This window comes from Paenibacillus sp. J22R56 (assembly GCF_056269375.1).
Genome location: NZ_JBWDNV010000012.1, coordinates 224,205 through 250,111, shown reverse-complemented (window position 1 = coordinate 250,111; position 25,907 = coordinate 224,205). Strand labels below are relative to the sequence as shown.

23 protein-coding genes and 2 tRNA genes are annotated in these 25,907 nt (G+C 47.9%); 13 read left to right on the top strand and 12 right to left on the bottom strand.

Features of this window, described 5'->3' with window-relative positions; all coding sequences use genetic code 11:
- Positions 1-102: 102 nt before the first annotated feature.
- Complete coding sequence (locus tag AC0YNT_RS27085) at positions 103-1,029, bottom strand: DMT family transporter (protein ID WP_475807406.1); 927 nt, start codon at positions 1,027-1,029, stop codon at positions 103-105.
- Positions 1,030-1,190: 161 nt separating this feature from the next.
- On the opposite strand from AC0YNT_RS27085, the gene AC0YNT_RS27080 reads away from it, so the two are divergent.
- Positions 1,191-2,090 (top strand): LysR family transcriptional regulator, encoded by a 900-nt coding sequence (locus AC0YNT_RS27080; protein WP_475807405.1) that lies wholly within the window; start codon positions 1,191-1,193, stop codon positions 2,088-2,090.
- A gap of 276 nt (positions 2,091-2,366) precedes the next feature.
- Here the strand turns inward: AC0YNT_RS27080 and AC0YNT_RS27075 are convergent, their stop codons facing one another.
- From AC0YNT_RS27075 to AC0YNT_RS27065, 3 genes are all read right to left on the bottom strand, one after another.
- The gene (locus tag AC0YNT_RS27075; RefSeq protein ID WP_475807404.1) at positions 2,367-3,878 is read right to left on the bottom strand and encodes an MDR family MFS transporter; all 1,512 of its coding nucleotides are present in this window, start codon (positions 3,876-3,878) and stop codon (positions 2,367-2,369) included.
- 22 nt (positions 3,879-3,900) lie between these two features.
- The gene (locus AC0YNT_RS27070; protein WP_475807403.1) at positions 3,901-4,500 is read right to left on the bottom strand and encodes a TetR/AcrR family transcriptional regulator; all 600 of its coding nucleotides are present in this window, start codon (positions 4,498-4,500) and stop codon (positions 3,901-3,903) included.
- A 170-nt stretch (positions 4,501-4,670) separates the two neighbouring features.
- On the bottom strand, positions 4,671-7,256 hold the full coding sequence (locus AC0YNT_RS27065) for an adenosylcobalamin-dependent ribonucleoside-diphosphate reductase (RefSeq protein WP_475807426.1): 2,586 nt from the start codon (positions 7,254-7,256) through the stop codon (positions 4,671-4,673).
- A gap of 432 nt (positions 7,257-7,688) precedes the next feature.
- Between AC0YNT_RS27065 and AC0YNT_RS27060 the strand changes: the two genes are divergently transcribed.
- From AC0YNT_RS27060 to AC0YNT_RS27050, 3 genes are all read left to right on the top strand, one after another.
- On the top strand, positions 7,689-9,458 hold the full coding sequence (locus AC0YNT_RS27060; protein ID WP_475807425.1) for a DEAD/DEAH box helicase: 1,770 nt from the start codon (positions 7,689-7,691) through the stop codon (positions 9,456-9,458).
- Complete coding sequence (locus tag AC0YNT_RS27055; protein ID WP_475807402.1) at positions 9,455-10,390, top strand: YqhG family protein; 936 nt, start codon at positions 9,455-9,457, stop codon at positions 10,388-10,390. Before AC0YNT_RS27060 ends, AC0YNT_RS27055 begins: the two co-directional genes overlap by 4 nt.
- Positions 10,391-10,550: 160 nt before the next feature.
- Complete coding sequence (locus tag AC0YNT_RS27050; RefSeq protein ID WP_475807401.1) at positions 10,551-11,447, top strand: hypothetical protein; 897 nt, start codon at positions 10,551-10,553, stop codon at positions 11,445-11,447.
- A gap of 3 nt (positions 11,448-11,450) precedes the next feature.
- Here the strand turns inward: AC0YNT_RS27050 and AC0YNT_RS27045 are convergent, their stop codons facing one another.
- Complete coding sequence (locus tag AC0YNT_RS27045) at positions 11,451-11,747, bottom strand: YqzE family protein (protein WP_475807400.1); 297 nt, start codon at positions 11,745-11,747, stop codon at positions 11,451-11,453.
- 52 nt (positions 11,748-11,799) lie between these two features.
- Between AC0YNT_RS27045 and AC0YNT_RS27040 the strand changes: the two genes are divergently transcribed.
- Positions 11,800-12,492 (top strand): N-acetylmuramoyl-L-alanine amidase family protein, encoded by a 693-nt coding sequence (locus AC0YNT_RS27040; RefSeq protein ID WP_475807424.1) that lies wholly within the window; start codon positions 11,800-11,802, stop codon positions 12,490-12,492.
- Here AC0YNT_RS27040 and AC0YNT_RS27035 read toward each other — a convergent pair.
- Positions 12,457-13,266 carry a divergent polysaccharide deacetylase family protein gene (locus AC0YNT_RS27035; RefSeq protein ID WP_475807399.1) on the bottom strand — a complete coding sequence of 270 codons (810 nt, stop codon included), beginning with the start codon at positions 13,264-13,266 and terminating at the stop codon, positions 12,457-12,459. The two genes, AC0YNT_RS27040 and AC0YNT_RS27035, sit on opposite strands and share 36 nt — an antisense overlap.
- 144 nt (positions 13,267-13,410) lie before the next feature.
- On the opposite strand from AC0YNT_RS27035, the gene AC0YNT_RS27030 reads away from it, so the two are divergent.
- The 6 genes from AC0YNT_RS27030 to AC0YNT_RS27005 all read left to right on the top strand — a co-directional run bounded on the left by AC0YNT_RS27030 (position 13,411) and on the right by AC0YNT_RS27005 (position 17,634).
- Positions 13,411-13,497, top strand: a tRNA-Leu gene (locus AC0YNT_RS27030).
- Between the two features lie 120 nt (positions 13,498-13,617).
- Positions 13,618-13,788 carry a hypothetical protein gene (locus tag AC0YNT_RS27025; RefSeq protein ID WP_475807398.1) on the top strand — a complete coding sequence of 57 codons (171 nt, stop codon included), beginning with the start codon at positions 13,618-13,620 and terminating at the stop codon, positions 13,786-13,788.
- 146 nt (positions 13,789-13,934) lie between these two features.
- A complete protein-coding gene (locus AC0YNT_RS27020; protein WP_475807397.1) occupies positions 13,935-15,230 on the top strand; it encodes a UDP-glucose dehydrogenase family protein in 1,296 nt (431 codons plus the stop codon).
- A 42-nt stretch (positions 15,231-15,272) separates the two neighbouring features.
- Positions 15,273-16,484, top strand: a complete 1,212-nt coding sequence (locus AC0YNT_RS27015) for a glycosyltransferase family 4 protein (protein ID WP_475807396.1) — start codon at positions 15,273-15,275, stop codon at positions 16,482-16,484.
- Positions 16,474-17,481 (top strand): CotS family spore coat protein, encoded by a 1,008-nt coding sequence (locus tag AC0YNT_RS27010; protein ID WP_475807395.1) that lies wholly within the window; start codon positions 16,474-16,476, stop codon positions 17,479-17,481. Before AC0YNT_RS27015 ends, AC0YNT_RS27010 begins: the two co-directional genes overlap by 11 nt.
- Positions 17,482-17,547: 66 nt before the next feature.
- Positions 17,548-17,634: transfer RNA gene (locus AC0YNT_RS27005), tRNA-Leu, on the top strand.
- Positions 17,635-17,763: 129 nt separating this feature from the next.
- Here the strand turns inward: AC0YNT_RS27005 and AC0YNT_RS27000 are convergent.
- The 4 genes from AC0YNT_RS27000 to AC0YNT_RS26985 form a co-directional block, all read right to left on the bottom strand.
- Entirely contained in the window at positions 17,764-18,174 is a 411-nt protein-coding gene (locus AC0YNT_RS27000) for a DUF4362 domain-containing protein (protein WP_475807394.1), read from the bottom strand.
- 113 nt (positions 18,175-18,287) lie between these two features.
- Positions 18,288-18,500, bottom strand: coding sequence for a hypothetical protein (locus AC0YNT_RS26995; RefSeq protein ID WP_441894652.1), 213 nt, complete (start codon positions 18,498-18,500; stop codon positions 18,288-18,290).
- A 20-nt stretch (positions 18,501-18,520) separates the two neighbouring features.
- On the bottom strand, positions 18,521-18,841 hold the full coding sequence (locus tag AC0YNT_RS26990) for a hypothetical protein (protein WP_475807393.1): 321 nt from the start codon (positions 18,839-18,841) through the stop codon (positions 18,521-18,523).
- A gap of 42 nt (positions 18,842-18,883) precedes the next feature.
- Positions 18,884-19,453, bottom strand: coding sequence for a xanthine phosphoribosyltransferase (locus AC0YNT_RS26985; RefSeq protein ID WP_167277436.1), 570 nt, complete (start codon positions 19,451-19,453; stop codon positions 18,884-18,886).
- Positions 19,454-19,657: 204 nt separating this feature from the next.
- Between AC0YNT_RS26985 and AC0YNT_RS26980 the strand changes: the two genes are divergently transcribed.
- Positions 19,658-20,332, top strand: a complete 675-nt coding sequence (locus tag AC0YNT_RS26980; RefSeq protein WP_475807392.1) for a hypothetical protein — start codon at positions 19,658-19,660, stop codon at positions 20,330-20,332.
- A gap of 76 nt (positions 20,333-20,408) precedes the next feature.
- Complete coding sequence (locus AC0YNT_RS26975; protein WP_167277432.1) at positions 20,409-21,446, top strand: YkvI family membrane protein; 1,038 nt, start codon at positions 20,409-20,411, stop codon at positions 21,444-21,446.
- Here the strand turns inward: AC0YNT_RS26975 and AC0YNT_RS26970 are convergent.
- Both AC0YNT_RS26970 and AC0YNT_RS26965 read right to left on the bottom strand, forming a co-directional pair.
- On the bottom strand, positions 21,411-24,626 hold the full coding sequence (locus AC0YNT_RS26970; protein ID WP_475807391.1) for an AAA family ATPase: 3,216 nt from the start codon (positions 24,624-24,626) through the stop codon (positions 21,411-21,413). The genes AC0YNT_RS26975 and AC0YNT_RS26970 overlap by 36 nt on opposite strands.
- On the bottom strand, positions 24,623-25,906 hold the full coding sequence (locus tag AC0YNT_RS26965; protein ID WP_475807390.1) for a metallophosphoesterase family protein: 1,284 nt from the start codon (positions 25,904-25,906) through the stop codon (positions 24,623-24,625). The genes AC0YNT_RS26970 and AC0YNT_RS26965 overlap by 4 nt, the downstream gene beginning before the upstream one ends.
- Position 25,907 lies beyond the last annotated feature (1 nt).

The following is a 25,907-nucleotide window of genomic DNA, read 5'->3' as shown; positions in this document are numbered from 1 at the left end:
GACCTTAATAGAATTGAAAAATAATAGATGTTGGACCGCTACAGACCATCGAACCGGGATTTCCCCGACCGATGGCCGTTTTTTTTACTCCGCCGCATCTCCTTAACCTTCGACCCTATGACGTTTAGTCATAGTTTTAGTTCCAGCTCTTCCCGCCCGGGAAACCAGATTAGCCGACAACAGCATCCCCATAATGACGATTACGCCGCCAACAATCTGGGAAGCTAACAATTCCTGACCAGTCATCACAGACAGAATAGCCGTGAAAATCGGCATCAGATTCATTGTAATGCTTGCTTTACCTGGTCCAAGTATCTTAACACCTTGGTTCCAGAATAAGAATGAACCAATGGAAGGGAACAAACCCAGATAGATAATGCCTATAATACCAATTGAAGTTATATTTTTTGTTTGCAAAGGCTGGATGAACAGAAGCGGAATTAAGCAGATGACGCCAATAAAAGCCGTAAATGCCACGAACGTAATCGGAGGAAGATGCTGCGCTCTCTTGCTGATAAAGGAATAGATCGCCCACAAAAATACCGCAATCAGCAGGATGCCGTCTCCTTGATTATAATGCGTACTAAATACGCCAAGAAGATGTCCTTTCGTCAACACTGTCAAAACACCCAAGAAAGATAATAGCAATCCTGCTCCCTGCCAGATAGAAACTTTATCCTTCAGGAACAGCAGGGACAATACGATCATGACAGCTGGAGTCAGGCTGTTAATCAGACTGCCGTTTGTAGATGAAGTGTGCTGCAATGCTGTATAGGTAAGAAGAGTGTAGAACACGACGCCCACCAGCGACAAGAATAGTAATATACCCCAGTTGTTTTTCCACACCTTCAGCCAATTTGGCTTCTCCACTATATGTGCCATCGGTATTAATACGACGGCTGCAATCGCCCAACGTAAGAAGGATACCCAGATTGATGGAAAATCGGACGTAACCGATTTGCCGAAGATCAAATTACCCGCCCAAAACAAATTTGCCAATACTAGAAAAATCCATGCTTTTGCTTTCATAACGAGACACCTCTCCCCACTCTATTCCAGCTCTCAGGTCACTACATGCCTTGTTAACGGCCTGATCTACACTGTTCTTTCTCTTGTTCTATAATCATGTTACAATAAACCTTATCATAAATAAAATGAATATAAATCATGAAGGAGATATCAAATTTGATATGAACAAATCACTTCTTCAATTAATTGTTGCGATTTCGGAGACTCGAAGCTTCACGACTGCCGGAGAAAAAATGAATATGACACAGCCAGCCGTCAGTCGTGCAGTCACCTCATTAGAGCGCGATCTTGGGATAACGCTGCTAATTAGAGATCGGCGGCTTGGCGTTGCCCTTACACCAGTTGGAGAACGAATCGTCCGCATTTTCCGGGAGATTCTTCAAGGGTATGATAAGGTCGATCAGGAAATCGCCAGTGAAAAAGGCATGGAAACCGGCAGCGTTCGGATCGGAGCTTTCCCGGTTGCTGCTACTTATTTTGTTCCAAAGCTGATTAGCCATATCAAACAACAATATCCAAAGTTGGAATTCAGCATTGTAGAGGGTACCATTGCAAATGTACAGGAATGGCTGGAGAACCGGGAAATTGATATCGGTCTACTCATCCCTTTAGATAAAACCACTCATTCTTACCCTCTTTACCGGGAAGGCATCTACGCGGTCATGAGAGACGATCACCCGCTGAATGAGAAAAGCGTGATTACTCCTGAAGATTTGCGAGAAGAACCCATGTTAATTTGCAAAGCCGGTTATGAGCCTCCTGTCCTGAATTGGTTTGAAAGTGCTGGGGAGGAGCCCAATATAAAATACATTCTCTACAATTACAGAACCGCGCTCCAAATGATTCTTGCAGGTGAAGGCTTAGCTGTGATGTCCGAGCTGTCCCTTTTGGACCTTCCTCCAGGTATCACGCTGAAGCGTATCTCTCCCGCTGCCTACCGGGATATTCACATTGCCTCCGGTCCTGTGGAGGACTGTACCATTGCGGTAAGAACATTTATCGAGACTGCTCAGAAATTGTTCCCTTTTCAAGCTGAGCATGCGCACTTAATTAACATATAAATTTTCAATAGTGACAAGCATAAAAGGCCTGTGTCCAATGGACCCAGGCCATGCATCAAACTAAAATACAGCAATGGAACCAGGGGAATATTATATTACCTATCGTCGGTACCAAGTGCTTTTCAATCGCCTCATCATCCTAAACAATCTCAATACATTTGTACTCCCTTAAAGTAAGACAGGCACCTAGCACTGTAGAATTAATAAAACAGACTCCAGCCATGCCGCAAGGCACACACTGGAGTCTGTTTCTTTTACAAAAATAACGTAGGATTCTTAGTGTCCCATCATCATTGCTGGATCTGGTGCATCACCTGCATTTGCTTGATCTTCTTCCTTCAATCGAGGCTTACGAAGGATCAGCGAAAGGGCTACACCTGCTGATGCAATACATGCAGACAGGAAGAACGTATCGCCGTAACCCGCCACAACCGCAGTAAGTGGAATAGTGCCTGCGCCCTCCCCTGCACTAACTGAACTAGCAGCGTGGGATGTAATTTGTGAAGTAAGGTAACCCGTAAGTCCAGCAACCGCGAACGAGACGACAACTTGCTGTGCAGCCGTAGTAAGCGGCGTAACCCGGCTCACCAAGCGGCGAGGTGCTGAGTTCAGTACATGAGTATTCAGTGGCATCATGGAGAAGCCCATACCAAGTCCCATCAGGCAAATCGACACGATAATAAGCGACAGACTAGTATCAACCGTTACACCGGATAAGATAAACAACGCCGTTGAAACGACGGCTAAACCAAAGAATGCAAGCGGCCTTGCGCCGATTTTATCAAATAAACGTCCGCTGATTGGCATTCCGATACCTGCGCAAATCGCTTGTGGCATCAGAATCCAGCCTGTCTCAAGCGCAGAATAATGTTTAACGCCTTGCAGGTACAGAGGAACAATCAACATCGCGCCAAACAATGCGAGCTGTACAATCCAAGTCAAGATAATACTGCGCGTAAAGTCCGAGGATTTAAATACTTTCAGTTCCAGAAGCGGCTGCTTCTGTCTCAGTTCTACGAAGATAAACGCAATTAATGCAACTCCGCCTACCGCTAATCCTGTAATTGTAGAGGTCGAAGTCCAGCTTGTGCCTCCTTCGCTCACACCGTAAGCAAGCATAGCGAATGCAATTGGAGCAAGACACATACCGATGACATCCAGATGAGGTGCTTTATGACGATCGGATTTCGGCAAATATTTCATTCCGAGAATGAATGCTAAGATTCCAATTGGCAAATTAATAATAAAGATCCAATGCCAGCTGACCGAATCAACCAGCCATCCAGACAAGACAGGACCAAATGCCGGCGCCATCAGCATCGGAATACCTAGTACACCCATAATTGATCCACGGCGTTCAGGAGGTGCAAGCTTGAATACCATCGCCATACCAATTGGCGATACCATACCGCCGCCCAAGCCTTGTATAACACGGAAAATAATCAGTTGTTCCGGAGTTTGAGCGATACCACATAAGACTGAACCAATGGTGAAAAGGGTAATGGTCAACAGGAAAATCTGCTTGGAACCGAATTTATCTGTCAACCAGCCTGCAAGTGGAATTACAGCGGACAATGCAAGCGTATAACCGGTAACTGTCCATTGAATGGTCTTGAGATCTGTATCGAAATAATCCACAAGATGGGGAATTGCATTATTGACTACAGTGCTGTCCAAAATAACCATAATCATACCTACGATAATGGCCAAAAGCGGTGGAAGAATGGCTTTAAATGAAAAGTCGTCGCCACCATTCGTTAATGGTTTCGTTTGTGCTCTTGCTGACATGCTCGATCATCTTCTTTCTACTTCACTGAGTTGTATATTTATAAAAATAATGATCCAAGAACAGATCAATTTGTTCTTCCACAGAACTATTGCTTTGATACATGGGCTTATCCATCATCTCAGTCTTGTGGTTAAAGCTGGCTTTGATGATTGGTGATAAAATGGCTCCAAATATCTGCTGAAGAATAAGCACGATAGTATCTCTGTTCGTAATGCTTGTTATTTCCGTTATGGTCGAGCCCAGCTTCTCAAACCCCTGACTCTTGAGGAACGCTGCATACTCTGTCTGCGATTCGAAAATCCGCTCCTGGCCAAGCATCCGTTTTATTAAATCCGGATGTTCCTGAAGGGAAGCGGTATACGACAGCAAGAACTTTTTGATTCTTTCAAGCGGAGGAAGCTCCATTTCATCAAATACGGAGAACGCTGCCCTTAAGGAGTATAACTGAAGCTTCAGCGTCTCGCTGATTAGCTTCTCCTTTGAACCAAAATAATAATTAACGAGTGCGACGTTTGTCCCTGCCAAACCTGCAATTTTACGGATGGTTACCCCATCCAGACCCTCGGATTTAATCAAATCCATCGTTGCGGCGAGTATTTTTTCTTTAGTCGATGGAATCACTCCGTTCCGTTCATAATCTTGGATAAACAACGTTTTAAACAGTGTTTAAATCATTGTTTTAATTTACTTTAGAATTCGCTTCGTTGTCAATCCTTTATTCCATGAAAAAAAGACCTGAGGATTAAATCGCTCAGGTCTTCTTCATTACATTAGATTATTCGCCGTTTTTATTAATTACACTTGCTATACCCACAGTTGCTGCATTGTTTACATCCCTCTACGTTCAGCAAGGAAGCTGAACCACAAGACGGGCAAAGATCACGCGAGGTTACCTCGCCATGATTATGCGAATCAACTGCAGCAGGAGCTGGAGCAGCTGCCAACGCAGGTGCAGCTTTCACTGGCTCATAAGCTGCCGCTTGCTCGTTTGTGCTTTCAATATGAATCTCAAGTGCCTTCGCAACAGCGTCGGCAATCGATTCAACACGATTCGCTCCAAATCCGATAGCGCCTGTGCCGCCAATGCCTTTAAGATGCTTGATCAAGAGCTTCACTTTGTTACCATGATCACCATAACGGAGGAACAAGGAGCAGACACGGCCAAGCGCTTCAGCCATCGCAAACACGTCAGAGCCCGCTTTGCCTACGTTCAGGAAGATCTCACCTGGAATACCATTCAGATCATTAATCGTAATATAAGCCATGCCGAATGGCGTATTTACTTTATAGGTTGCGCCGCGTAGAATTTGCGGACGGCGTTTGTATTGCTTGTCAAAGTCCTGCTCCGCTTGAGGCGTGACTTTCGCATTCAAAGTCGTGTTAAGAGACTCGAGTGAATCTTGATCCTCTATCGACTCAACTGCTGCAGCTGCTTCACCTGACGCATCCGACTTGTCATCCTTCTTCGTCGACAACACCTGTACATCACGGCTGCCATCTCGGTAGATCGTTACACCTTTACAGCCAAGATCAAACGCGAGTTCATACAGCTCTTTTGTTTCTTCGACCGTAAAGTCGCTTGGACAGTTCGCCGTCTTCGAGATCGAGCTGTCTACCCAGCGCTGAATTGCCGCTTGAGCTCGGATATGATCCTTCGCGGACAAATCCATTGCCGTTACGAAGTAATCCGGCAGCTCCTCACCCGGATGCGCATCCTTCCAGGCTTGCGCGATTGGCACGAGCTGCTTGTCGAAGCCAAGGCGGCTTTGACGGAAGTATTCGAAAGCGAAGTAAGGCTCGATGCCTGTAGAAGTGCCTACCATCGTACCCGTGCTGCCTGTTGGCGCCTGAGTGATGACGGTAACGTTACGGATTCCTTTTGCCAGAACCGCTTCTCCCACTTCTGGGAACTCCGACACCATGTTTTTCATAAAGCCGCTTTGCAAGAATTTCTCCGCATCAAAGGCTTCGAACGAACCTTTCTCCGCTGCAATCTCAGCAGAAGCAAGATACGCTTCGCGAGCCATAAATCCATATATTTTATCGAGGAACAGAAGCGATTCTGGACTGCCATAACGGATGCCAAGCTTGATCATCAGCTCAGCAAGTCCCATTGAACCAAGGCCTACGCGGCGCTCGAGCTTCTGGTTCCTCTCGTTCTCTTCAAAGTGATAAGGTGTTGTATCAATAACGTTATCCAGGAAACGTACCGACCACTGGGTAACCTTCGCCAGCTCTTCCCAATCTACCTCATGCTTGCTTTCATCATAGAACTTGGACAAGTTAATCGCCGAAAGATTGCAGACACCCCAGCCTGGAAGACCTTGCTCGCCACATGGATTTGTACAAATAATCGGGTTGAAGTACCAGCTGTTCGACATCTGGTTGTAGTATTCCATGAAGACAACGCCAGGTTCAGCTGATTTCCATGCAGACTCGATAATCGTATGCCATACTTCACGTGCACGGACTGTTTTGTAAGGAACAACTCGCTTACCAAGCTTCTTCCATGCGTCGAGGTCACCTGTCCAAAGCTCATCATATTCAGGATCTTTGGTATCCGGGAACACAAGCTCCCACTCCAGATCTTCCTTCACAGCCTTCATGAAGCCATTGCTGACACAGACAGACAGGTTGGCATTGGTCACTTGACCCATCGTTTGTTTCACTGTAATGAAATCAAGTACATCCGGATGCCAGTCGTTAATCATCAGCATCAACGCGCCTCTGCGGCTGCCGCCCTGCTCGATCAATCCAGTTGTATAACTGAACAATCCACCCCAGGAAACAGCACCACTCGACGAACCGTTAACACCTGCTACGATTGCGCGGCGAGGACGAAGCGAAGATAAGTTAATGCCAACCCCGCCTCCACGAGCCATAATTTCCGTCATTTCAGAGAGCGTCGTCATTATGCCGCCGCGGCTGTCCTTCGGCGATGGAATAACGTAGCAGTTAAACAGTGTCAATTCTTCACTTGCACCTGCCCCTGCCGCAATACGACCGCCAGGCACGAGCTTCCAATCATCTAGAATATGACGGAAGCGTTCTTTCCAGAGCTGCTGCTTCTCATTCCCTGATTCTGCACCAGCCATCGCACCTGCGAGACGATCCCACATTTCTTCCGGTGTCTTCTCTATTGTAAGCGTGAGTTTCTCCACGCTGGTTGTCATCGTATCTCCGCTTCTAAGCTTTACCGTTACTTCAGATCCGTTTCGTTCAATCACTTCTCCAACCTCTTTGGCCGGAAATTTCGGATCGTCCTTCGTCAGGACCAGAACTACATCCCCTACTGCTGTTTTACTTGTATCGGCATTTTTCCAAGCATAGCGATCCAAAAATATCTTCTCGCTAAGGCCTTCCAATTTCCGCATCATTACCACGATTGGTCCTTCCTCCCATGTCCCCTTATACTGCTTTGCACACCTTTTTATTGTATGAACCGGGCACCATATATTGTGTGTACTGTTCATTATACTATACTACATATCGGTATACACCCCAATTTTCACCTATTTCACCGCTATTCTGCGCTTACATCGCCTATTCTCTTTCTATTGCTTGTCTTCTCCCTAATTTAGCTCGTTTTTTAGCATGGAGAAACGTCTTCATTTTCATTAAATATTTATATTTCACCATGAAGCGCATACGGCCTCCTCCAAAGTTCGACACTTGCTTGTTAAGAATGATTGAAAAAGGCCATACTAGTGACAATTCTCTCTAATTGCTGGAAATCGAAAGGAGCTGCCATCGTGACCTCTACTAATAACAATCAGGCAAATGCGAATACCGCTTCTTCCGAGGACACCATAGTAAGGCGCAAACTGCATCCGCTTGTTGATCTGCAATGCGACCGTACCTGGTTCGACGAGCTGCAAAACCGTGTTGCCAAAAATGGACCTTGGGACGATTGGACGCTCTACCAATTATCGATGGAAGCCGAGCAAGCGAAGCGAGTCGAAAGCTTCGAGCAGCTGCAATGTCTGCGATCATTGCCTTCCTTCGAACCAATGCCGCATCAGATCGATACGGCACGGAAGGTCGTACATGAAATGGGCGGGCGGGCGATTCTTGCCGATGAAGTTGGCCTAGGCAAAACCATAGAAGCTGGCCTCGTTATAAAAGAATACATGGTACGCGGTCTCGTCCGGCGAGCGCTTATTCTTGTTCCCGCTTCTCTTGTCCTCCAGTGGGTAAGAGAACTAAATTCAAAGTTTGGCATCTCCGCCGTTGCCCAGAAGAAAGAGCATACGTGGCAATATGATGTCGTAGTCGCTTCCATTGATACGGCAAAGCGTGATCCACATCGCGATATAATTCTCGGCCAGGATTATGACCTGATCATCATTGACGAAGCACATAAGCTGAAGAACAAGAAGACAACAAACTATCAATTTGCACTGGAGCTTCGCAAAAAATATTGTCTCCTTCTAACCGCAACACCAATTCAGAACGATCTGGATGAGCTCTACAACTTGATTACGCTGCTGAAGCCCGGTCAGCTTGGCGGCCAAAGTGAATTCGCCGCAAATTTCGTTGTCGACAAGCGGCTTCCGAAGAACGAGGATCAGCTTCAGGACGCCTTGTCTTCCGTTATGATCCGCAACCGGCGGGGGGACGGCGGTATTTCGTTTACGAAACGTATCGTGAAAAATATCCCTCTTGAGCTGTCCACGGATGAGAAAGCTCTATATGACGCTGTCACAGCCTTCGTCAGAGACCGCTATAAGGAAGATGGCGTCGATATGATGAGTATGCTTCCGCTCGTCACGCTGCAGCGTGAAGTGTGCAGCAGCCGGGATGCGGTGTTTATTACGCTTGTTAATTTGTTTAAAAAGACTTCAGAGGATTCTCCCATCCGCCCGAAAATATGGGGGCTGATCGAGTTCATCAAACAGATCAAGGCCAATACAAAAGCCGAAAAAGTGATGGAGTTAGTCCAGCAAATTAATGATAAAGTGATTATCTTTACCGAGTATCGGGCGTCACAGGAATATTTGCTGCAGTTTTTCCGCTCCCACAACATATTGGCTGTACCATACCGGGGCGGTATGAACCGAGGCAAGAAGGATTGGATGATGGATTTGTTCCGCGGGCGTGCCCAAATCTTAATTGCAACTGAAGCTGGCGGTGAAGGAATCAATCTTCAATTCTGTCACCATATGATCAACTTTGATCTGCCATGGAACCCAATGCGGGTTGAACAACGGATCGGCCGGGTGCACCGGCTTGGTCAAACGGAAGATGTGAAGATATACAATCTGTGTACCCTTGGGACAATCGAAGAACATATCGTGAACCTGCTGCATGAGAAAATCAATCTGTTCGAGCTTGTTATTGGAGAATTGGATCATATTCTCGAGCGAATCGAGACCGACGCAGGTTCCATTGAGCAGCAGCTGGCTAAATTGCTTCTTGAATCCGGAGGCGATACTGCACACTTGGAGCAGAAGCTTAACCATCTTGGTTCAACCATTTCCAAGCTTCGCAAAGAAACCGACACGCCTGAGAAGCCACAGGGACCAACGATTCTAGCCCAGATGACCGCACTCGGCCAGAAAGTTGAGGTGAGACCGTGAATTCAAAGCAGGTCCATAAATACGTACAGCGTTTCCTGGAGGCAACGCAATGCTCCATTATTGAGAAGTCACCTGCTCATTTCACCGTTAAGCTCTCCCCTGCTGCTGATCGCGAGCTGACGAACCGTCCTTTCTATTGGAGCTTTGTTGATCGGACGGACACCGAGCCGGAGACGATGACCTATTTGTTCGTAACCGATAAGGAGAAATATGAAGAAATTCTGGCTGCGCCAACTCCGGCTCCAACGCAGGCCAGCTCTGCGGTTGATGCTGCGTTAAACCGTTCTTTCGGGTTCGTTAATAACAATCTGGCCAGCGGTGCACGCACGCCAAGAGAAGATCTATACTTTGGCTCTCGCAAGCTGGAGCAGCTGTTTGGAGCAGCCAAATCATCGGGTAGCTACGTCAATCTATTCCAGGAGCCTGAACGCCGGTCCAATACTCCTTTTCAATCAACTCCATACACAGCATGGTTAGGCGTTAACATGCGTGTCGAATTCGCCTGTGACCGGAAGCGCGAGGAGATTCACAGCTATGGTGTCTCCCTCGCAACAGGCATGGTTGTCGAGAATTTCTATGACCGTTTGAAAAACCTGAAGCTGACACCTCGGCTTCCTTCCAATGTTCATTTAACACGGAACGGACTGTCATTTGCCAAAGCATTAGGAATCGTCGAGACTTCCCTTGAACGTAAACTAAAGGGATATGATTACAATTGGGCGGTTGATGCAGCTGCAAGGCTTGCGGAAGAGCTGGATCGCATTCGCCATTATTATGATCCGTTGGTTCAGCATGCAGCAGATGACGAGACTAAGGCAAAGGTAGAAGAACAATTCAATCAACGCCAGACGGAGATCAAATGGCAATATGAACCCCGGGTGACGGCTTCCGCCATTAACTGCGGTATTTTCCACCTGGAAGGTATTGAATAGAGTCATTCAGACGGCATTCGCAGGTTTACGCCAAAATTAGAACGTTATATAAGATGATGCCCGCGACAGGTTCCAACAGCCTTCTGCGGGCTTGTCCAATATAATTGAATCATGTCATTCAGAACGTAATTTATGTAGATTCAAGGAAAGGGTGTGCCTTATGCGTAAGTGGATTCGAAATACAACTATGGCCGCTTTAATCATGTCTACGTTCCTTTTCTCTGTTGCAGCTATACAGGCGGAAGATCTACCACCTTCTATTTCTCAGGAAGAACAGCTCCAGACCACTGTTCGCGGCTGGATGGACGAGCTAGCGAAGCAGCCTGACTTCAATGATTGGGACAAGGCCGAATTTATCGTGCAGCCACTTGGTCCCGGAACACATAGCTGGATCACGATTGTGAAATCAAAGGAGAAATCTCTTGGTTATCTCGTTATTCAAGCGAAAAAAGATGGCGGTTTTGCCCTTGGAGAGTATGGAACGGGGGATTATCTGTTTGACCAGAACACGCTGCAGCAATCGCTGGTGCAGCTTGAACTTATCTCCTCTTTATCAGAGGCAAATGAAGCTTTGTATATCCATCCGTTATTTGCTGTGTGGCATATAAAAGGCGCTGCGGAGGAGACTTACCTGGATGGTGCGAGTGGAGAATGGCTGCCGCTTCAGCAAGCAACGTGGAATAAAACAGCAAATGCAGAAGAAGAATTCGCCGCCAAGTATGCTTTGGACGACGAAAAAGGAAATTCCATTGGCAGAGCTGTTCGAAGCCGTTCCTTTGATCCTTATAGCAGAATGCCATGGCTGACAGAGAAACCACTCGTGGCATCGGCGGATAATACAAGTATTGTCCTGAAGGCTTTAAGCTCCAAGGAGCCGCTCCGTTATGTTGCTGAGAGGTACAATAAGGAAATGCTGTATGTTTGGTCCGTTACCGGCTATCACAGCTGGGATGATAACGGTACTGTCTACGCCGCGCTGGAAACAGACGAGCTCGGCATCAGCAAAAGGTATATCCCCCTTAAGCTTCTTGCCGAGCTCGGATCATTTTACCATTAACGTTTAACGTCCCGTACGACCTCTCCACCATAACAATACACTAGTCGGCCCCCAGCCGAACCAGCGCGTCAGCCAATGCTCCCTTGTTGCCTTGGCTGACGCTTTGGCTTGCTTACGTTCATCTTTAGGCGTATCGATATAGTTCACAATTTCCACGGTCATATATTTAATCAGATCATGTCCATTTGCCATACAGATCACCTCAGGTGAATTATTTGTTACATAAAGTTTGCCCGAATTCGTCAAATCATAAACATGCATGAGTTTTCCTTCATTAAGCCACTCTATCGGTAGCTGCATGATATCGGCTTCCAGGCATGATGAAGGAGGAATAAAGTTGTTGTTCAAAATAATGCGAGTCCTGCTGATCGGATTAATTTGCTGTTCACAACCATTATCAGCTGCAGTACCCGAGGACGATCAGCAGCTCACACAGGCTCCCGAAGATGGCTGGACAATGCCTTCAGCGGTTGTCTTAATTGATGCTGGACACGGAGGTATAGACGGCGGAGCAACGGCCGGTCCCACCTTGGAGAAGGACATTAATCTCGCCATTGCCCAGAAGCTGTACCTGCTGCTTAACAGCCAAGGTATCCCTGCCGTTCTAAATCGTACGGGAGATTATGCCTTAAGCGAAGATAACAGATGGCATTTAAGCAGATCCCGTCATAAACGTGATTTATCCCAGAGGCGCCAATTAACGGAGGAGATTGAGACGACAATGCTCGTCAGTTTGCATGTGAACTGGACGAGGGACAATTCCAAGCATGGTCCAATTGTTCTTCATCAATCCTCCGGTGAAAGTGCATTACTCGCTTTTTGCATCCAAGATACACTGAATCGGCAGCAGCAGACCGCTTTTTACCCTAGGGAAGGCAAGCCATTCTATCTGCTTCGTCTTGTCGATCAGCCTGCTGTTATTGTTGAGATGGGTTTTATCAGCAACTCTGCAGATCGAACGATGCTCACTGATCCACGTCAACAGCTTAAGATTGCAACTGCAATTGCTTCAGGGATTCGGCAGTATAAATGGATCACCCGATAAAGAAGGCAGCAGACTCGTCAACTTAACGAATTGTACCTGGCCGTCCGATTGCATCGTTGGAATCGATGCTTTTAGGACGGCCGCCGTTTTTAAGCCGGCCGGACCAACATGACCAATTACGATACAAGTCTCATTAGACTCCAGATGTTTTCTGGCAATTGTCATTTGCTTCGCGACATGCTGCTCCGTATATACATCATCGAGGAATACATTGTTACCTAAAGCCGGTACACCAAGCTCCTGCGTCACCTTAGGAACAACAGTCTTAAAGGTCGTACGGCTGTCCAGGAAGAACAGCCCCCTCTCCTTGCAGACGGTCAGGACGATCCGCATAATCCGCTCATTAGCCGTAATTTTGGAGCCCATATGATTATTCATTCCAACGGCATAAGGCACATTATCAATCGCTTCCTCTACCCGCTTCCGAATCTCGGCATCACTGAGATCAGCCGTAATCGCTCCCGGGCCAAGCCAACTCTTAAGGCCTTTATTTGGTTCCATGGGCATATGGACGATGACATCATGTCCAAGCCGATGTGCCTCTTCCGCGTCTTGCTTCGTCGTTGGCATAAAGGGCATAACCGCTACCGTAAACTTGACGGGAAGCTTCAACATCTCAGCGGTTCCGTTCATTCCGTTGCCGAAATCATCAATCACGATCGCAAATTGTCTCACCGCCTTATCCGGCTCTTCAGCAGCCATCGCTTGTCCGCTGCTGATTGGCAGCATGAGCAGTAACCCAAGCATCCATATGATTAATATCTTTTTTTTCATGATATACACCCCTTAGCATCTCCTGTCAGTTATCCCCTTCATTGTTTGTCCAATTGAGGAAAAATATGCTGAATATTGCAACTTTATTGGATAGGTTGACGAATGAATTGGGGACATGCTACCATAAGGAACATATTCATGTATGCGGTCGTGGCGGAATTGGCAGACGCGCTAGATTCAGGTTCTAGTGGTGTAACAGCCGTGGAGGTTCGAGTCCTCTCGACCGCACCATACATAAGAGGTTTCAGCGCATGAGCTGGAGCCTTTTTTATTTGTTTGCCTATAAAATCTATAACTCTATAAAACTTATATTCATATGCTGAACTATCACATACGTGAGGAGGCATACGAATGAAAAAAGAAGTGCACACAAACAATTTTTCGGACAATCTCTCCAACAACGATGTACGGTGGGATCGTGAAGCTTATGAAGAATGGCGCCGTAAATTTTGCTGCAAGGATGATCACCATAAAGATCACTGTGGCGACTCCCGTTGGCAAGACGATGAAGACGTCGAGTAAGGATCTTTACTTTTTCAAGACTCTCCTTTTCTTATGAGGAGAGTCTTTTCTATTTCGCTGTTGTTACTAGATTCATGAGCATGCGCCGTTACCTTCCCTTGCAGTCAAATCATATACTGCAACATTAACGAGAGGATGGTGTATGAATGGATATTTGTATCATTGGGGCCGGTTATGTAGGACTTACAACAGCAGCGGTTCTGGCAGACATCGGTCATACAGTCTTCTGCACAGACCGTGATGAAGCGAAGATTGATCAGCTGAAACAAGGCGTCATTCCGGTCTACGAGCCGGGGTTATCCGCCATGCTCCTTCGTAATATGGAGTCGGGAAAGCTTATTTTTGATACAAGTGTATCTGCCTATATTTCTCAATGTCCAATCCTTATGATTGCAGTTGGCACTCCTCCGAGCAAAGATGGAAGTGCCGATCTAAGCGCTATTTACAGTGTAATAAGGAATATAGCAGACATGATTCGTTCACCTAAAACGATAGTTATAAAAAGTACGGTTCCTCCGGGAACAGCAGACCAAATCAAACAATGGCTGCTCGCGCATCCAGTGAGTCCGGACCTATTCCATATCGTCTCCAATCCTGAGTTTCTGCGGGAAGGAACCGCTATCTACGATACGCTGCATCCCGATCGTATTGTAATTGGAGCTGTCGAACAATCAGCTGCCCTACAAGTGAAAGAGCTATATAAGACCATTACTACCACCTTCCTGCTGACTACTAATCGGGAAGCTGAATTGATTAAATATGCGTCTAATGCCTTTCTCGCTGTCAAAATATCGTTTATTAATGAGATCTCGAAGGTTTGTGAAGCCTTTAATGCAGATATTACCCGAGTAGCGGAGGGAATTGGTCTCGACAAACGAATTGGGCCGCAGTTTCTGCAGGCCGGCCTTGGCTATGGGGGCTCTTGCCTGCCCAAGGATGTGGACGCACTTATTCATGCGGCTGAAAGTAAGCAAATGAAGATGAGGATGCTGAACGCAGCGAAGAAAATCAACCGCTCACAACTGTCTCTATACGTGAATAAACTGAAATCAAAGCTAGGCGAATGTAGCCATAACCAGCGAATTGCAGTATGGGGAGCCACATTCAAGGAGAATACGGACGATATTCGTGCTTCACAAGCCATTGCCTTAATGAAAAAGCTGACAAAGCTCGGGTATCATGTATACGCCTATGATCCCCTTGCCCATCCATCACTTCCTTCAGTTATCTGGTGCGAAAGTGCTTATGAAGCTGTGGAGCAAGCAGATGCACTTATTGTTGCAACCTGCTGGCCGGAATTTATGGAGGCTGATTGGCTCACCGTCAAGCAAGCTATGCGGCGCCCTGTGATTGTGGATGCTCGCAATCGCCTTGATCGGGCAAAGCTTGAAAGTCTTGGTTTTGAATATACCGGAATTGGTCGACCGGAAAGCACCATATAAAATGAAGCCAATACTTCGATTCTGACGGGAGGAGGTCTCGTGATGAGACTTGCCTTAATCTGTACGGAAAAACTGCCCTCCCCTGCCATTCGAGGCGGAGCGATTCAAATTATGATGGATGGGATCTCTCCCTTCCTTGCCAAAAAACATGAGGTAACCATTTATTCCATTACCGATGACAGCTTGCCTAACAAGGAGAAACGCGGCGGAATTCAATATATTCGATTTTCCCGGGATCATTATGTAGATGATGTAACTGATTCACTAGGGGAACAGCAATATGACGTTGTTCATGTCTTTAACCGCCCCGCACTTATTCCCTTCTACAAAGAAGCGGCGCCTTCCAGCCGGTTTGTCGTTAGTCTTCATAATGAGATGTTTGCCTCCGGCAAAATTACGGACAAAGAAGCCAGCCTCACCGTTCGATATGTTCATAAATTAACTACAGTCAGTCAGTACATTAAAAATACGATTACAAAACGGGTCGCCGAAGCCGAGAGTAAAACAGTAGCTATCTATTCGGGCTATGACCCAAGCCGCTACTCGCCGATCTGGTCAGAGCAAGGCAGCCGAATCCGCAGTCGTCTTCGGAGCCGTTATGGCGTGTCGAATAAGAAGGTAATTCTGTTCGTTGGACGATTAAGCGTCAAGAAAGGCCCTCATCTCCTTATTCAAGCGCTCTCCGAAGTGTTGAAGGAGCATCCTAACGCTGTCCTAGTTATTGTAGGAGGCAAATGGTTCAGCGATAATACCGTCGATAGTTATGGGGAAAAGCTGCTTGACCTCGCGGAGCCTTATGGCAACCGTGTCATTTTCACTCGTTATATATCGGCTTCCGACATTCCTGACTATTTCACAATGGGCGATGTCTTCGTCTGCAGCTCGCAGTGGCAAGAGCCGCTGGCGCGTGTTCATTATGAAGCAATGGCTGCAGGAATCCCGGTTATAACAACCAATCGAGGCGGAAATGCCGAAATCGTCAAGCATAAAGAAAACGGCTATCTGGTAAAAGATTATACGAGCTCTTCCTCCTTCGCCAGTTCCATCAACCATGTACTCAGTAACCCCGATGAATCCAAGCAAATGGCTATAAAAGCAAGGAAGTTTGTTGAGGAGAATCATACGTTCGAGAAAATAGCCGCTCGGCTCGAGAGCATCTATATGGAAGCTTATAATAGCAAGCCAACGGTATTAATCCAAAAAGCAGCAGCCTCTCGTAAAGGGAAAAAGGCAGGCACTGAATATGCTAGATAACGTTCAAGCCGTCCTAACCCAATATCCGCTTCGAATAAAAAACGTCTCTCTTATTAGTGATAAAGGTAAAAAAGCCGCCTGGACAGTATCCACTGGTGCAGGAACAAAGATATTAAAAAAGTCCCCCGCAGCCAAACAACGCCTGCTCTTCCTCATCCAAGCGATTAAGCATCTGCAGAACAACGGCGCCCCTATTCCTGCTATGGTTACAACATCTGCAGGTAAAGATTACGCCGAGGATAATGAGGGAAGCTGCTATATTTTATCCGATGCGATCTCTGGCACTCAGCCGTCCTATTCGAACGGGGATCTACTTTCGATTATGAAGGAGCTTGGACGATTTCACCTCGCCTCACGGGGCTTTCAGTCCAACAGCACAACCAATGAACGTGCTCATCTAGGCCGCTGGGCGCTAAGCTACGAACGTCATCTCGAAGAGCTTGTCCGCTTCAAGAGCCTGATGAAAAGCAGCAGCTCTGAGTTCGAGAAGCTGTATGTCCAGCATGTCGACCATTATATCAGCCAAGGCAAAGAAGCCTTGTCCTTGGTGCAAGGCCCTTATTACGCCAATTGGGTCAATAAAGCGGCCGTTCAGAAAAACCTCTGTCATCAGGACTTCGCTGCAGCTAATCTGATCAAGACGAGTTCAGGGCTTGTCATTATTGACATGGATTCCATTACATTTGATCTGCCGGCTAGAGATATCCGCAAAATCTTTAATAAAGTGATGAAAAAATACGGCTGGAACAGCTCCAAAGCTGCCAGCATGCTCCGCGCTTACCGCGAGGTCCATCCTTTGTCGGAGGAAGAATGTCAGATTATCTATGCTGATCTATTGTTTCCTCATCTGTTCTACGGACTAGCAAGCAAATATTTCAATAAACGAACAGAATGGAACCGTTCGAACACGCTGCGCAAGCTGCAGGGTTATATCTCGTCAGAGAAAGACCGCGAGCATGTATTGGCTTCTTGGCGCTCTATTGTCCGGCAATTCTGAATAGAATAATAAACGCTTGACTACAACTAAGAAAAAATGCTATTATAACCTTCGTCAGTAACATTTGCGGTCGTGGCGGAATTGGCAGACGCGCTAGATTCAGGTTCTAGTGGTGTAACAGCCGTGGAGGTTCGAGTCCTCTCGACCGCACCAACTTAAATAACTCAAGGGTTTTGGGAAGTCTAGCAATAGACGAACCAAAGCCCTTTTTTGTTAGCTGGATTATGGGGCAGCCATTATTTCTTCTTCGTACGAAGGAGAAAATAACTCATTTCAGTATCATTATTGGTGCACCCACCAAGTGTATACTTGCACTTCTTCTTCCACCTTCTCACTTGTTACTTCCGAGCATGTATCTGTCCGTACACCCTTTTGAGTCCCACCAAATTTATCATTAGAATTATCGTACGTGTAATGAATCACTTCCCCATCAAACTTCAAATCCTTAAAGATCGGATCTCCCTCATCGGTATAGCCTGTGACTCGGATACTGCTCACTTTCTTATTGCCCAGGTCCGTTAAGAATTGATTGAATTTCTCGACATTATGTACATCGTTAAAAAAGACAACATCACCTTTACTAATGGCTTCTTCATAGGAATAAGGTTTACTTTCACCACTTGAATGACCATTTTGATTTGAGCAGCCTGCAATTAATAAAGTAAAGACGGTAAGCAGAATGATTGGTTTCATTGTTTCCTCCCATTACCTAAAAGACGAGCTTTTTAGATAAAAGGTTACTAATTAAAATAAAAAAGCAGAAACCCTTTACTAAAAGGGCTTCTGCTTTCAAAAGTTCTTTCATATTAAATGGTGGAACCACGTTCGCTTGAAGCAAGCTCAAAACGATAACCGCGGCTGAGCTTAACAACCCGTCTGTTAGCCCGACGGATCACAACCGACGTATCATCCCATGCTACGAGAATCCCAACCACATCGTTTACTTCCATTTCATCACGTATAACGCGGACTAATTCACCGTTCACACGGAATTGGTCTAACTGCTCTTCACTAATCACCGCTATAACCTCCGAACAAACTAACCGACATGCTCTTTCGAATCATTTGTTTCTGTTTCATACCATTCATCGAGCACTCTTGAGGACATGACGCGTTTTGCAATATATTCAGCCTGACGTTCCGTGAAATAACTTTTCCATTCCTGTTCGAGCTCATCACAAAGCTTAACAATCGTAAGAAGTTCTGACCATGCAACATAACGCTTGTACCAGAAAAATTGCGGATGCTCAATCATATAAGGATACAAATCATCAAATTCCGTATGCTTGCAGTCCAGCGCGCGTTCGAAGTGAACTTTCGCGTCCTCCAGTTTCGCAGACAAAAATTCAGTAGATAACATTGCTGCTGCCTCCCCTCGGTTCCTTCACTCTCTCATTATAACTTAGTCGAATTGAATTTGCCCGTTTTTCAAAGAAGTAACATTTACAAGTGATTCTACACGAACACCTTGCTCACGTAGTGTTTTGGAACCCGCCTGGAACGATTTCTCCAGCACGATGCCCATACCAACCAAGCTTGCACCGGATCTTTCAATGATTTTAATAAGTCCACGAGCAGCATCGCCGTTAGCGATAATATCGTCGATAAACAATACTTTATCTTCCTTCGCTAAGAACTGCTTAGACACCATGATATCAGTGACAATACCTTTTGTGAAGGATGGAACACGTTCCGAATAAGCATCCGGGTCCGCGATTAAAGTTTTCTTGCGACGTGCGAATACAAGTGGTACACCTAGTACATAAGCAGTTGCGTATGCAACCGGGATACCCGAAGATTCAATCGTAACAACTTTCGTAATGTTCTCGTCAGCAAATCGTTTTGCGAATTCATGTCCCATTTCCATCGTAAGTGCAGGATCGACCTGGTGGTTAAGTATAGAATCCAGCCGCAGTACATCGTTTGACAGCACCGATGCTTGCTCTAAAATTCGTTCTTTTAAAATATCCATCTTTATTTCCCTCCACCAAAATCTCTTTTCGATAACTTACCATAGGATGGGCAAACAACGCAACCCGGCTTTTTCAATTTTTTGCGGACAGATAAGGCGGAATCTTTTATATAGAAGTGATATATTAAGGAAGAAACTTTTCCCAGTTATGGACGTTTATATTGATAAGACAAATGGAATAGCGACCCAAAAGGAGCGCAGAGCATGAACAAGAGAACGCGGAAATATGATGCAGTAAAATGGGCAGCTGTCCTTGCCCTCACACTCATAGCAGCAACAGGCTGCTCCAATGAATTAGTTCCTAATTCTAAGTCCTATGTACAACCTTCACATGATCAATCAAGCACTTATTTATCAGGTGATACTCCACAGAAAACGTATCTTCAGGGGCAAGAAGAAGGACAAACTGGATCAGAACCTATGTCGCTTGATGAAGGCGGAGATACAAGCGCAGCTTCAACCGGGGGCAGCAGCACAAAGCAAGCTTCTGCTTGGAACGCCTCTCACCCCATCATGCTTGGCCTATCCATCGGAGATTCTAATAAGCTGGTTGCAGAACGATTTGGCAAGGCAGATGATATTTACAGCTTGGAGGATGAATCGGAATCCATTGAAGTACATGAATATAAAGGTTTCGCCGTCGGTATTAACGATAAGCATACCATCCAATATATAGAGGTTTATGATAAATCGATCGTAACCGGATTAAGTGGCGTTCATGTAGAAGATCGTTCGGATGCTGTCCTTAAAGCGCTTGGAAAGCCGTCATCGCAAAATAGCTTCATTATTACTTATGAAGGAAAAGACTCACTTTTAAAGATTGATTTGGATCCGGATCATGACAAGATCGTCTCCATCAAACTATTGGCTGTGACTTAAGTTGTTAACAAGCTGTCATGCTCGTCCTCTTTCGGACATACCTTTACTATAGAAGGTTATTTCGGGAGGACATGCCATGTTAAAGCGTACAGGTAAGGTACTGCAAATTGCTTCTACTTATATGGGCACAATTGTGGGCGCCGGTTTCGCGACTGGACAAGAGATCTTGCAGTTTTTTACCCGCTTCGGCTATTGGGGTACACTTACAATCGCCGTCGCGACGGCGCTCTTTATATGGCTTGGCGGTAAAATGATGATTATTGCAAGCGAAATCGGGGCGAAATCCTATGAGGACTTGAATATTGCATTGTTTGGTGACAGATATGGCAAATGGATTAGTCATTTCATGCTGGTCGTCCTGCTTGGTGTAACGGCCGTCATGCTCGCCGGTGCAGGCACGATCTTTTATGAGAATTGGAATATCTCGTATCAATCCGGATTACTTATCACGATTGCTGCATGCTACTTCCTATTGCGCAAGGGCATGAAGGCCATTTTGACGGTGAATGCGATCGTTGTCCCCATCATGCTGCTGTTCACGGCTATTATTATGATCGACACGTTCCAAACTCCGGAATCCGACAGGTTTACAACGATAGTCACAGATCACTCGATATGGGCAGCATGGGCTGCGCCATTTCTGTATACCGCCTTTAACCTTTCGATGTCACAAGCGGTGCTTGTCCCGCTAGGAGCAGAGATTAAAGACCGCAAAACGATTGTACTTGGCGCATGGGTTGGCGGGATCGGCATCGGCTTTATGCTGCTTGCCGGACATATCGCATTATCTGTCCATATGCCCGGCATTCAGCAGTATGCCATTCCAATGGGCGGGATCGCCAAACAACTTGGCTCTGTTGTGCAGTATATTTATATCTTTTTGATCTTTGCTGAAATTTTCACTACACTCATAGCTGATATTTACGGCTTAACCCTACAGCTGCAGGAACGTCTGAAATGGTCTCGTTCCGTGCTGACGATGATTGTGCTCGCCTTCTGCTTCGTGGCCAGCCAAATCGGCTTTGGTCCACTGCTCTCAACGCTTTATCCGATCTTTGGCCTGATCAGCTTAGGCTGGTTATTCCTGGTGATCAGGCGCAAGATGGCTCACTAACTGCCGGCGAGCGCCAGGCAACTGAACAAGCATAGCATGAGGCATATGACTTTGCAGCGCATCCCGGATATGTTCATGACAGGTGAACAGGATGAGCTGTCTACTCTCCGATAGTTCGCTTAACAGACCGGCAACTGCATGCATGCGCTGACAGTCGAAGTTAACAAATAGATCATCTAACAGCAGCGGCATCTTCGCTGCTGTTGCTGTTTCTACAGCCAGCGCAAGACGCATAGCTAAGTAGACTAATTCCGCTGTACCTCGGCTGAGCATAACCGAATCCACCAGCTTATTGTCCGAGGTTTCAAGACGTATAGATGGCAAATCAGGTGTTGTTACAACCCGGATATATCTTCCTTCAGTCAGTTGACGGACAAAGCTGCTCGACAGCTTCAGCAGCGCAGGCTGCCGTTCTTCCTCATAGATCCTTTTTGTAGCCCGGATAAGCGAGGCGCTGATAGCAAGCACGGCATAACGCTCCGCATCCTGCGAAAGCTGAGCGATGGTCATTTCCTTCACCGCAATCAGCTCCCGGTGCTTGTCCTCTTGAAGTAAATCCTCGAGCTGCTGCCGCATTCTCCCCCGTCGATCAAGCCATTCCGATTTGCTCTTCTCCATCTGCCGTACCTTAAGCTGAAGCTCCATATGAAGCTTTTCAAGCTCTTCTCCGTCATGGGCATCGAGAAGCTGTTCAAGCTCCTCAATCCGCTGCCTCGACAAACCGGCGGTCATTTCGATTTGCAGCTTATCCAGCTCCGCATCGACAGCTTCTAATCGCGTCCGATAAGCTAAGACAGCAGCAAATTCTGTTTCAGTCGTAAATGCTGCCTCTTGGTAGAGCTTCTGGATGGAAATAGTGAGCTGCTGCTGTTTGTCTTGTGCTGCAGCAATTGCGATATGTATGGTCTTAAGCCGATTATCCAGCTGGGCGGCTTCTTCCTGCGCCGCTGCTTGCCGGCGCAGCTCTGCCTGCAGGAGCCGCAGCCCAAGCGCCGGCTCGGCTGGCAGTCTTAGCGCCGCGTCAGGGAAACCGGCGCAAAGCTCTGCCGCCCTCGCCTCGAAGGCGGCGAGCTGGGTGTCCGCGGCGGCTTTCTTCGCCGCGCGGCGGTCCCGCTGCTGGAGCCGGTGCAAAGCTTGCTCGGCGAGCTCGAATACTTCGAGCGCTGCATCCGGCGACATGTCCGGCAGCGCCAGCGCATCCAGCCAGCCGCGCCATTGCCGGGCAGCGGCTGCACGCTCTTCTGCCGCGGCGGCTGCTGCCTCGCGGCGCTCGCCGGCGGCAGCGCGAAGCCGCGCGTGCCGGCGCGCCAGCTCGTGGCGGCCAGCGCCAAGCTGCTCGCTGCGCTGCAGCGCGGACGCGCGCGCCTCGGCTGCGGCGCGCAGCTGCTCGCGGGCGCCAGCAGCGTGCGGCGGCTCCGCCAGCAGCGCCGCGGCAGCTTCCGCGGGCGCGCTGACGAGCGCCGCGAGTGCCGCGCGCACGCGCTGCTCGCGCGGCTGCAGCGCTGCCGCTGCCGCGGGCGCCGGGCCGCGAGTGCGCCGCGGCCTGCGCGCAGCAGCCGCGCGGCGGCCGCGGCCTCGCGCCAGCGCAGCCAGCGCGAGCGCAAGCGCGCCTAGCGCAGCAGCGGCGCCGGCTGCGCCAGGGAAAGCGCCGCCGCTTAGCTCGGCGGCGGCCAAAGCCACTGCGGCGCCGCCTGCCAGCGCGGCGCCAATCCATAACGGGCCGGCTTCGCCCCGGCCTGTCTCAACAGGCGCGGCTGATACCTGCAGCCGCTCCATCTCCCACTCGCGCAGCGCCGCATCGCAATTGTTCCATGCCGCGCGCATCGCTTCGCTCGTCTGCGGCAGGAACGCTGCCCCGCCAATTGCTGCACGACCGCTTGCAGCTTCAGCACGTGCAAGCTCCGTTTCTGCTTCAGCCAGCAGCTGTGCGGCTTCGCGCTCCTGCTGCGTTGCCGAGTGCAGATCAGCAGTTAACCGCTCTGCACCTCGGCCTGCTTCTGCTTCAAGCTGTTTTGTCCCTCGTACATACTCCCGGTCCGAGACCGTAAGCTGCAAATCTAAGAGCTCTTGTTCTCCCCAATTTGGAGCTATTCGGCGCAATAATCGGACCAGCGCTTCCTCATCTGCTTCTAGCTCTGCGTGAAGACTAATCCTCTCCTCCCGCAGCAGCTGCATTCTCTCGCTCTCCAGCAGCATTGACTCTACTTCTTCTGTTCGGGCTAGAAGCTCATGATCTACCTGAATAGTCTCACGCTTTTGCTGCGTCAGTTGCTTCTGTTGTTCAAGCTGCTCAAGCTCATAACTCCGGCTGCTTCGCTCCTTCTGCAGCTCATTCCACTCCAAATCTGCTTCTGCTGAGATCCGCTTCGCATCTGCAATCCCTTCCCGTTCGCGGCTAAGCGCAAGACTCTTCAGCCAGATTGGCCGAATGGCATGAGCTTTTCCTGCCAACTGTGCAGCCGACTGTTGAAGAGGCAGCTGCTCGTCCAACTGACTAAGTTCTACCGCGAATTGTTCAAGCTGACCACTTAACTCATTGTAAAGCTGAATCGCATCCGCTTGCTTTCGCAGCTCCTGTTCCGTTTGCTCCAGCGTCTTCAGCTGTTTATTCATCTGCTGATTCGTACCCCGCGGTTTGAATAGCTGTTCCATCTCCTGCTGCAGCCGTTTCTCGGCAGCGATAATCGCTTTGCCATTCTCCCAGCCAGCATGATACAAATATCGTCCCAGCTCGTCATGCGACAAAGCCCCAACTTCCTGCAGCTCGGTTAAAGTAATGGCGTACAGCTCACGAAACATTTTCTCACTAGCTCCGCCTAAAAAACGCCGTTCCCATTCCTCTTGTGTTGGCCAGCTTTCTTCAGTCAGTTGATCGTCGCTCATCCGTCTAAGCTTCAGACGGCCAGCATTCTCATTCGCATACCGCTCAGCGATATAGTTATAACCGTCGTCATCCTGGAACACCAATTGCCCGCCATGATTGCCTCCATGAATAGGTTCCTGCCGCTCTGCTGGTTGATTTCGCCTTGCAAAACCGTACAAGATCGTCCGAATAAATCCAAACAACGTGCTTTTGCCGGCTTCATTCATCCCATATAACACAACAGAAGGTGCATCCAACCGGCAGTTCAGGCCCTGCAGCTGGCCAAAGCCGTCAATTCGAGCCTCAAGCAGCCTCACTCTTCCTTCCTCCTTTCACTGACATCTGCCGCCAGCAGCCCAACTATCAGCTCCCTAGCTTGCTCCAGCCAGCGTTCAGGCAGCTCGTCCCACTGCTCACGCAGCAGTCTGCCCAGCTTCGCATGACCAGCCAGCGGAGCAACAGCCGCTGCCGCCTCCTTGTTCCACGCTTCCCGGTCTGCCTCTAATCGCTTCGTTAATCGATACAGCTCACCTGTAAAGCTATCTTCCTCCTGAAGGACAGATAGTTCTATATTTGCCGTTGTTCCAGCTTCAATCGCATATATCCATACTCCATGCGAGAAGTGACTATCCTGCAGCTGCTCAAGCAAAGTGCGGATAATAACCGGCTCAATCAGTTTATGATGCAGTGGTCCCTGACCCTTCAGTTGTAGACGCGCCATAATCGTTTGTCCGTTACCTTCCAAGGAAAACTGTTCTGCCGTTTCTTCGAGCCGGATCAACAAATCCTGCTCAGAATCCAGTCCGGCAATGGAAAGCTCAGCCTCAAGCCATCGGACCTCATCAAGCGGCACAAACGTCATTTTCACGGCACGAGCTGCTGATACCTCAACGATATAACAGCCTTTTGGCCCCGTTTCTCTTGGATTACGTCCCTGAATATTGCCGGGATAAACAACATGCGGGTATTCATGGAGTACCTTCCTCGTATGTATATGGCCAAGCGCCCAATAATCGAAGCCTTTACCAATCAGCTCCTCCAAGGAACAAGGCGCATATGGATCATGAGCCTCATCTCCATTCACATTGCCGTGCAGCATTGCGATATGGAATGGAGCATCCGCCTGTGGAAAATAACCTGTTGCCAAATTTTCAGTTACATGACGCCGCGCATAGGACATCCCGTAAACAAAAGCAGCCAGCTCACCGTTTCTGCAGTAAGCCGGCCGATATTCCATTTGATCCGAACCAAATTGCGTTACGTTGGATGGAAGTTTAAGATCCGCTCTTGCACCATTAAGCGGGTCATGATTACCATGTATAACAAACACGGCTATTCCATGCTTCTGCAGACGTTCCCATTCCTTCAAAAGAAGCAGCTGCGCCTTAAGCGAGCGGTCTGCCTCATCGTACAAATCGCCAGAAAGCACGATAAAATCTACCTGCTCCTGGATAGCCGTCTCCGTCAATCGGTGTAATGCCCCGAATGTAGAAGCCATAAGCTTCTCCTTCAGTTCATTTGGAACCTTGCTCATCCCGCGAAAAGGACTATCCAGATGCAGGTCTGCTGCGTGTATAAATCGAAAAGGAACCGTCACC

Coding starts and splice junctions, on each gene's coding strand:
- AC0YNT_RS27085 (WP_475807406.1), bottom strand. CDS start 1,029: ATGAAAGCAAAAGCATGGATTTTTCTAGTATTGGCAAATTTGTTTTGG.
- AC0YNT_RS27080 (WP_475807405.1), top strand. CDS start 1,191: ATGAACAAATCACTTCTTCAATTAATTGTTGCGATTTCGGAGACTCGA.
- AC0YNT_RS27075 (WP_475807404.1), bottom strand. CDS start 3,878: ATGTCAGCAAGAGCACAAACGAAACCATTAACGAATGGTGGCGACGAC.
- AC0YNT_RS27065 (WP_475807426.1), bottom strand. CDS start 7,256: ATGATGCGGAAATTGGAAGGCCTTAGCGAGAAGATATTTTTGGATCGC.
- AC0YNT_RS27050 (WP_475807401.1), top strand. CDS start 10,551: ATGCGTAAGTGGATTCGAAATACAACTATGGCCGCTTTAATCATGTCT.
- AC0YNT_RS27045 (WP_475807400.1), bottom strand. CDS start 11,747: ATGCAGCTACCGATAGAGTGGCTTAATGAAGGAAAACTCATGCATGTT.
- AC0YNT_RS27040 (WP_475807424.1), top strand. CDS start 11,800: ATGCGAGTCCTGCTGATCGGATTAATTTGCTGTTCACAACCATTATCA.
- AC0YNT_RS27035 (WP_475807399.1), bottom strand. CDS start 13,266: ATGAAAAAAAAGATATTAATCATATGGATGCTTGGGTTACTGCTCATG.
- AC0YNT_RS27025 (WP_475807398.1), top strand. CDS start 13,618: ATGAAAAAAGAAGTGCACACAAACAATTTTTCGGACAATCTCTCCAAC.
- AC0YNT_RS27020 (WP_475807397.1), top strand. CDS start 13,935: ATGGATATTTGTATCATTGGGGCCGGTTATGTAGGACTTACAACAGCA.
- AC0YNT_RS27015 (WP_475807396.1), top strand. CDS start 15,273: ATGAGACTTGCCTTAATCTGTACGGAAAAACTGCCCTCCCCTGCCATT.
- AC0YNT_RS27010 (WP_475807395.1), top strand. CDS start 16,474: ATGCTAGATAACGTTCAAGCCGTCCTAACCCAATATCCGCTTCGAATA.
- AC0YNT_RS27000 (WP_475807394.1), bottom strand. CDS start 18,174: ATGAAACCAATCATTCTGCTTACCGTCTTTACTTTATTAATTGCAGGC.
- AC0YNT_RS26990 (WP_475807393.1), bottom strand. CDS start 18,841: ATGTTATCTACTGAATTTTTGTCTGCGAAACTGGAGGACGCGAAAGTT.
- AC0YNT_RS26985 (WP_167277436.1), bottom strand. CDS start 19,453: ATGGATATTTTAAAAGAACGAATTTTAGAGCAAGCATCGGTGCTGTCA.
- AC0YNT_RS26980 (WP_475807392.1), top strand. CDS start 19,658: ATGAACAAGAGAACGCGGAAATATGATGCAGTAAAATGGGCAGCTGTC.
- AC0YNT_RS26975 (WP_167277432.1), top strand. CDS start 20,409: ATGTTAAAGCGTACAGGTAAGGTACTGCAAATTGCTTCTACTTATATG.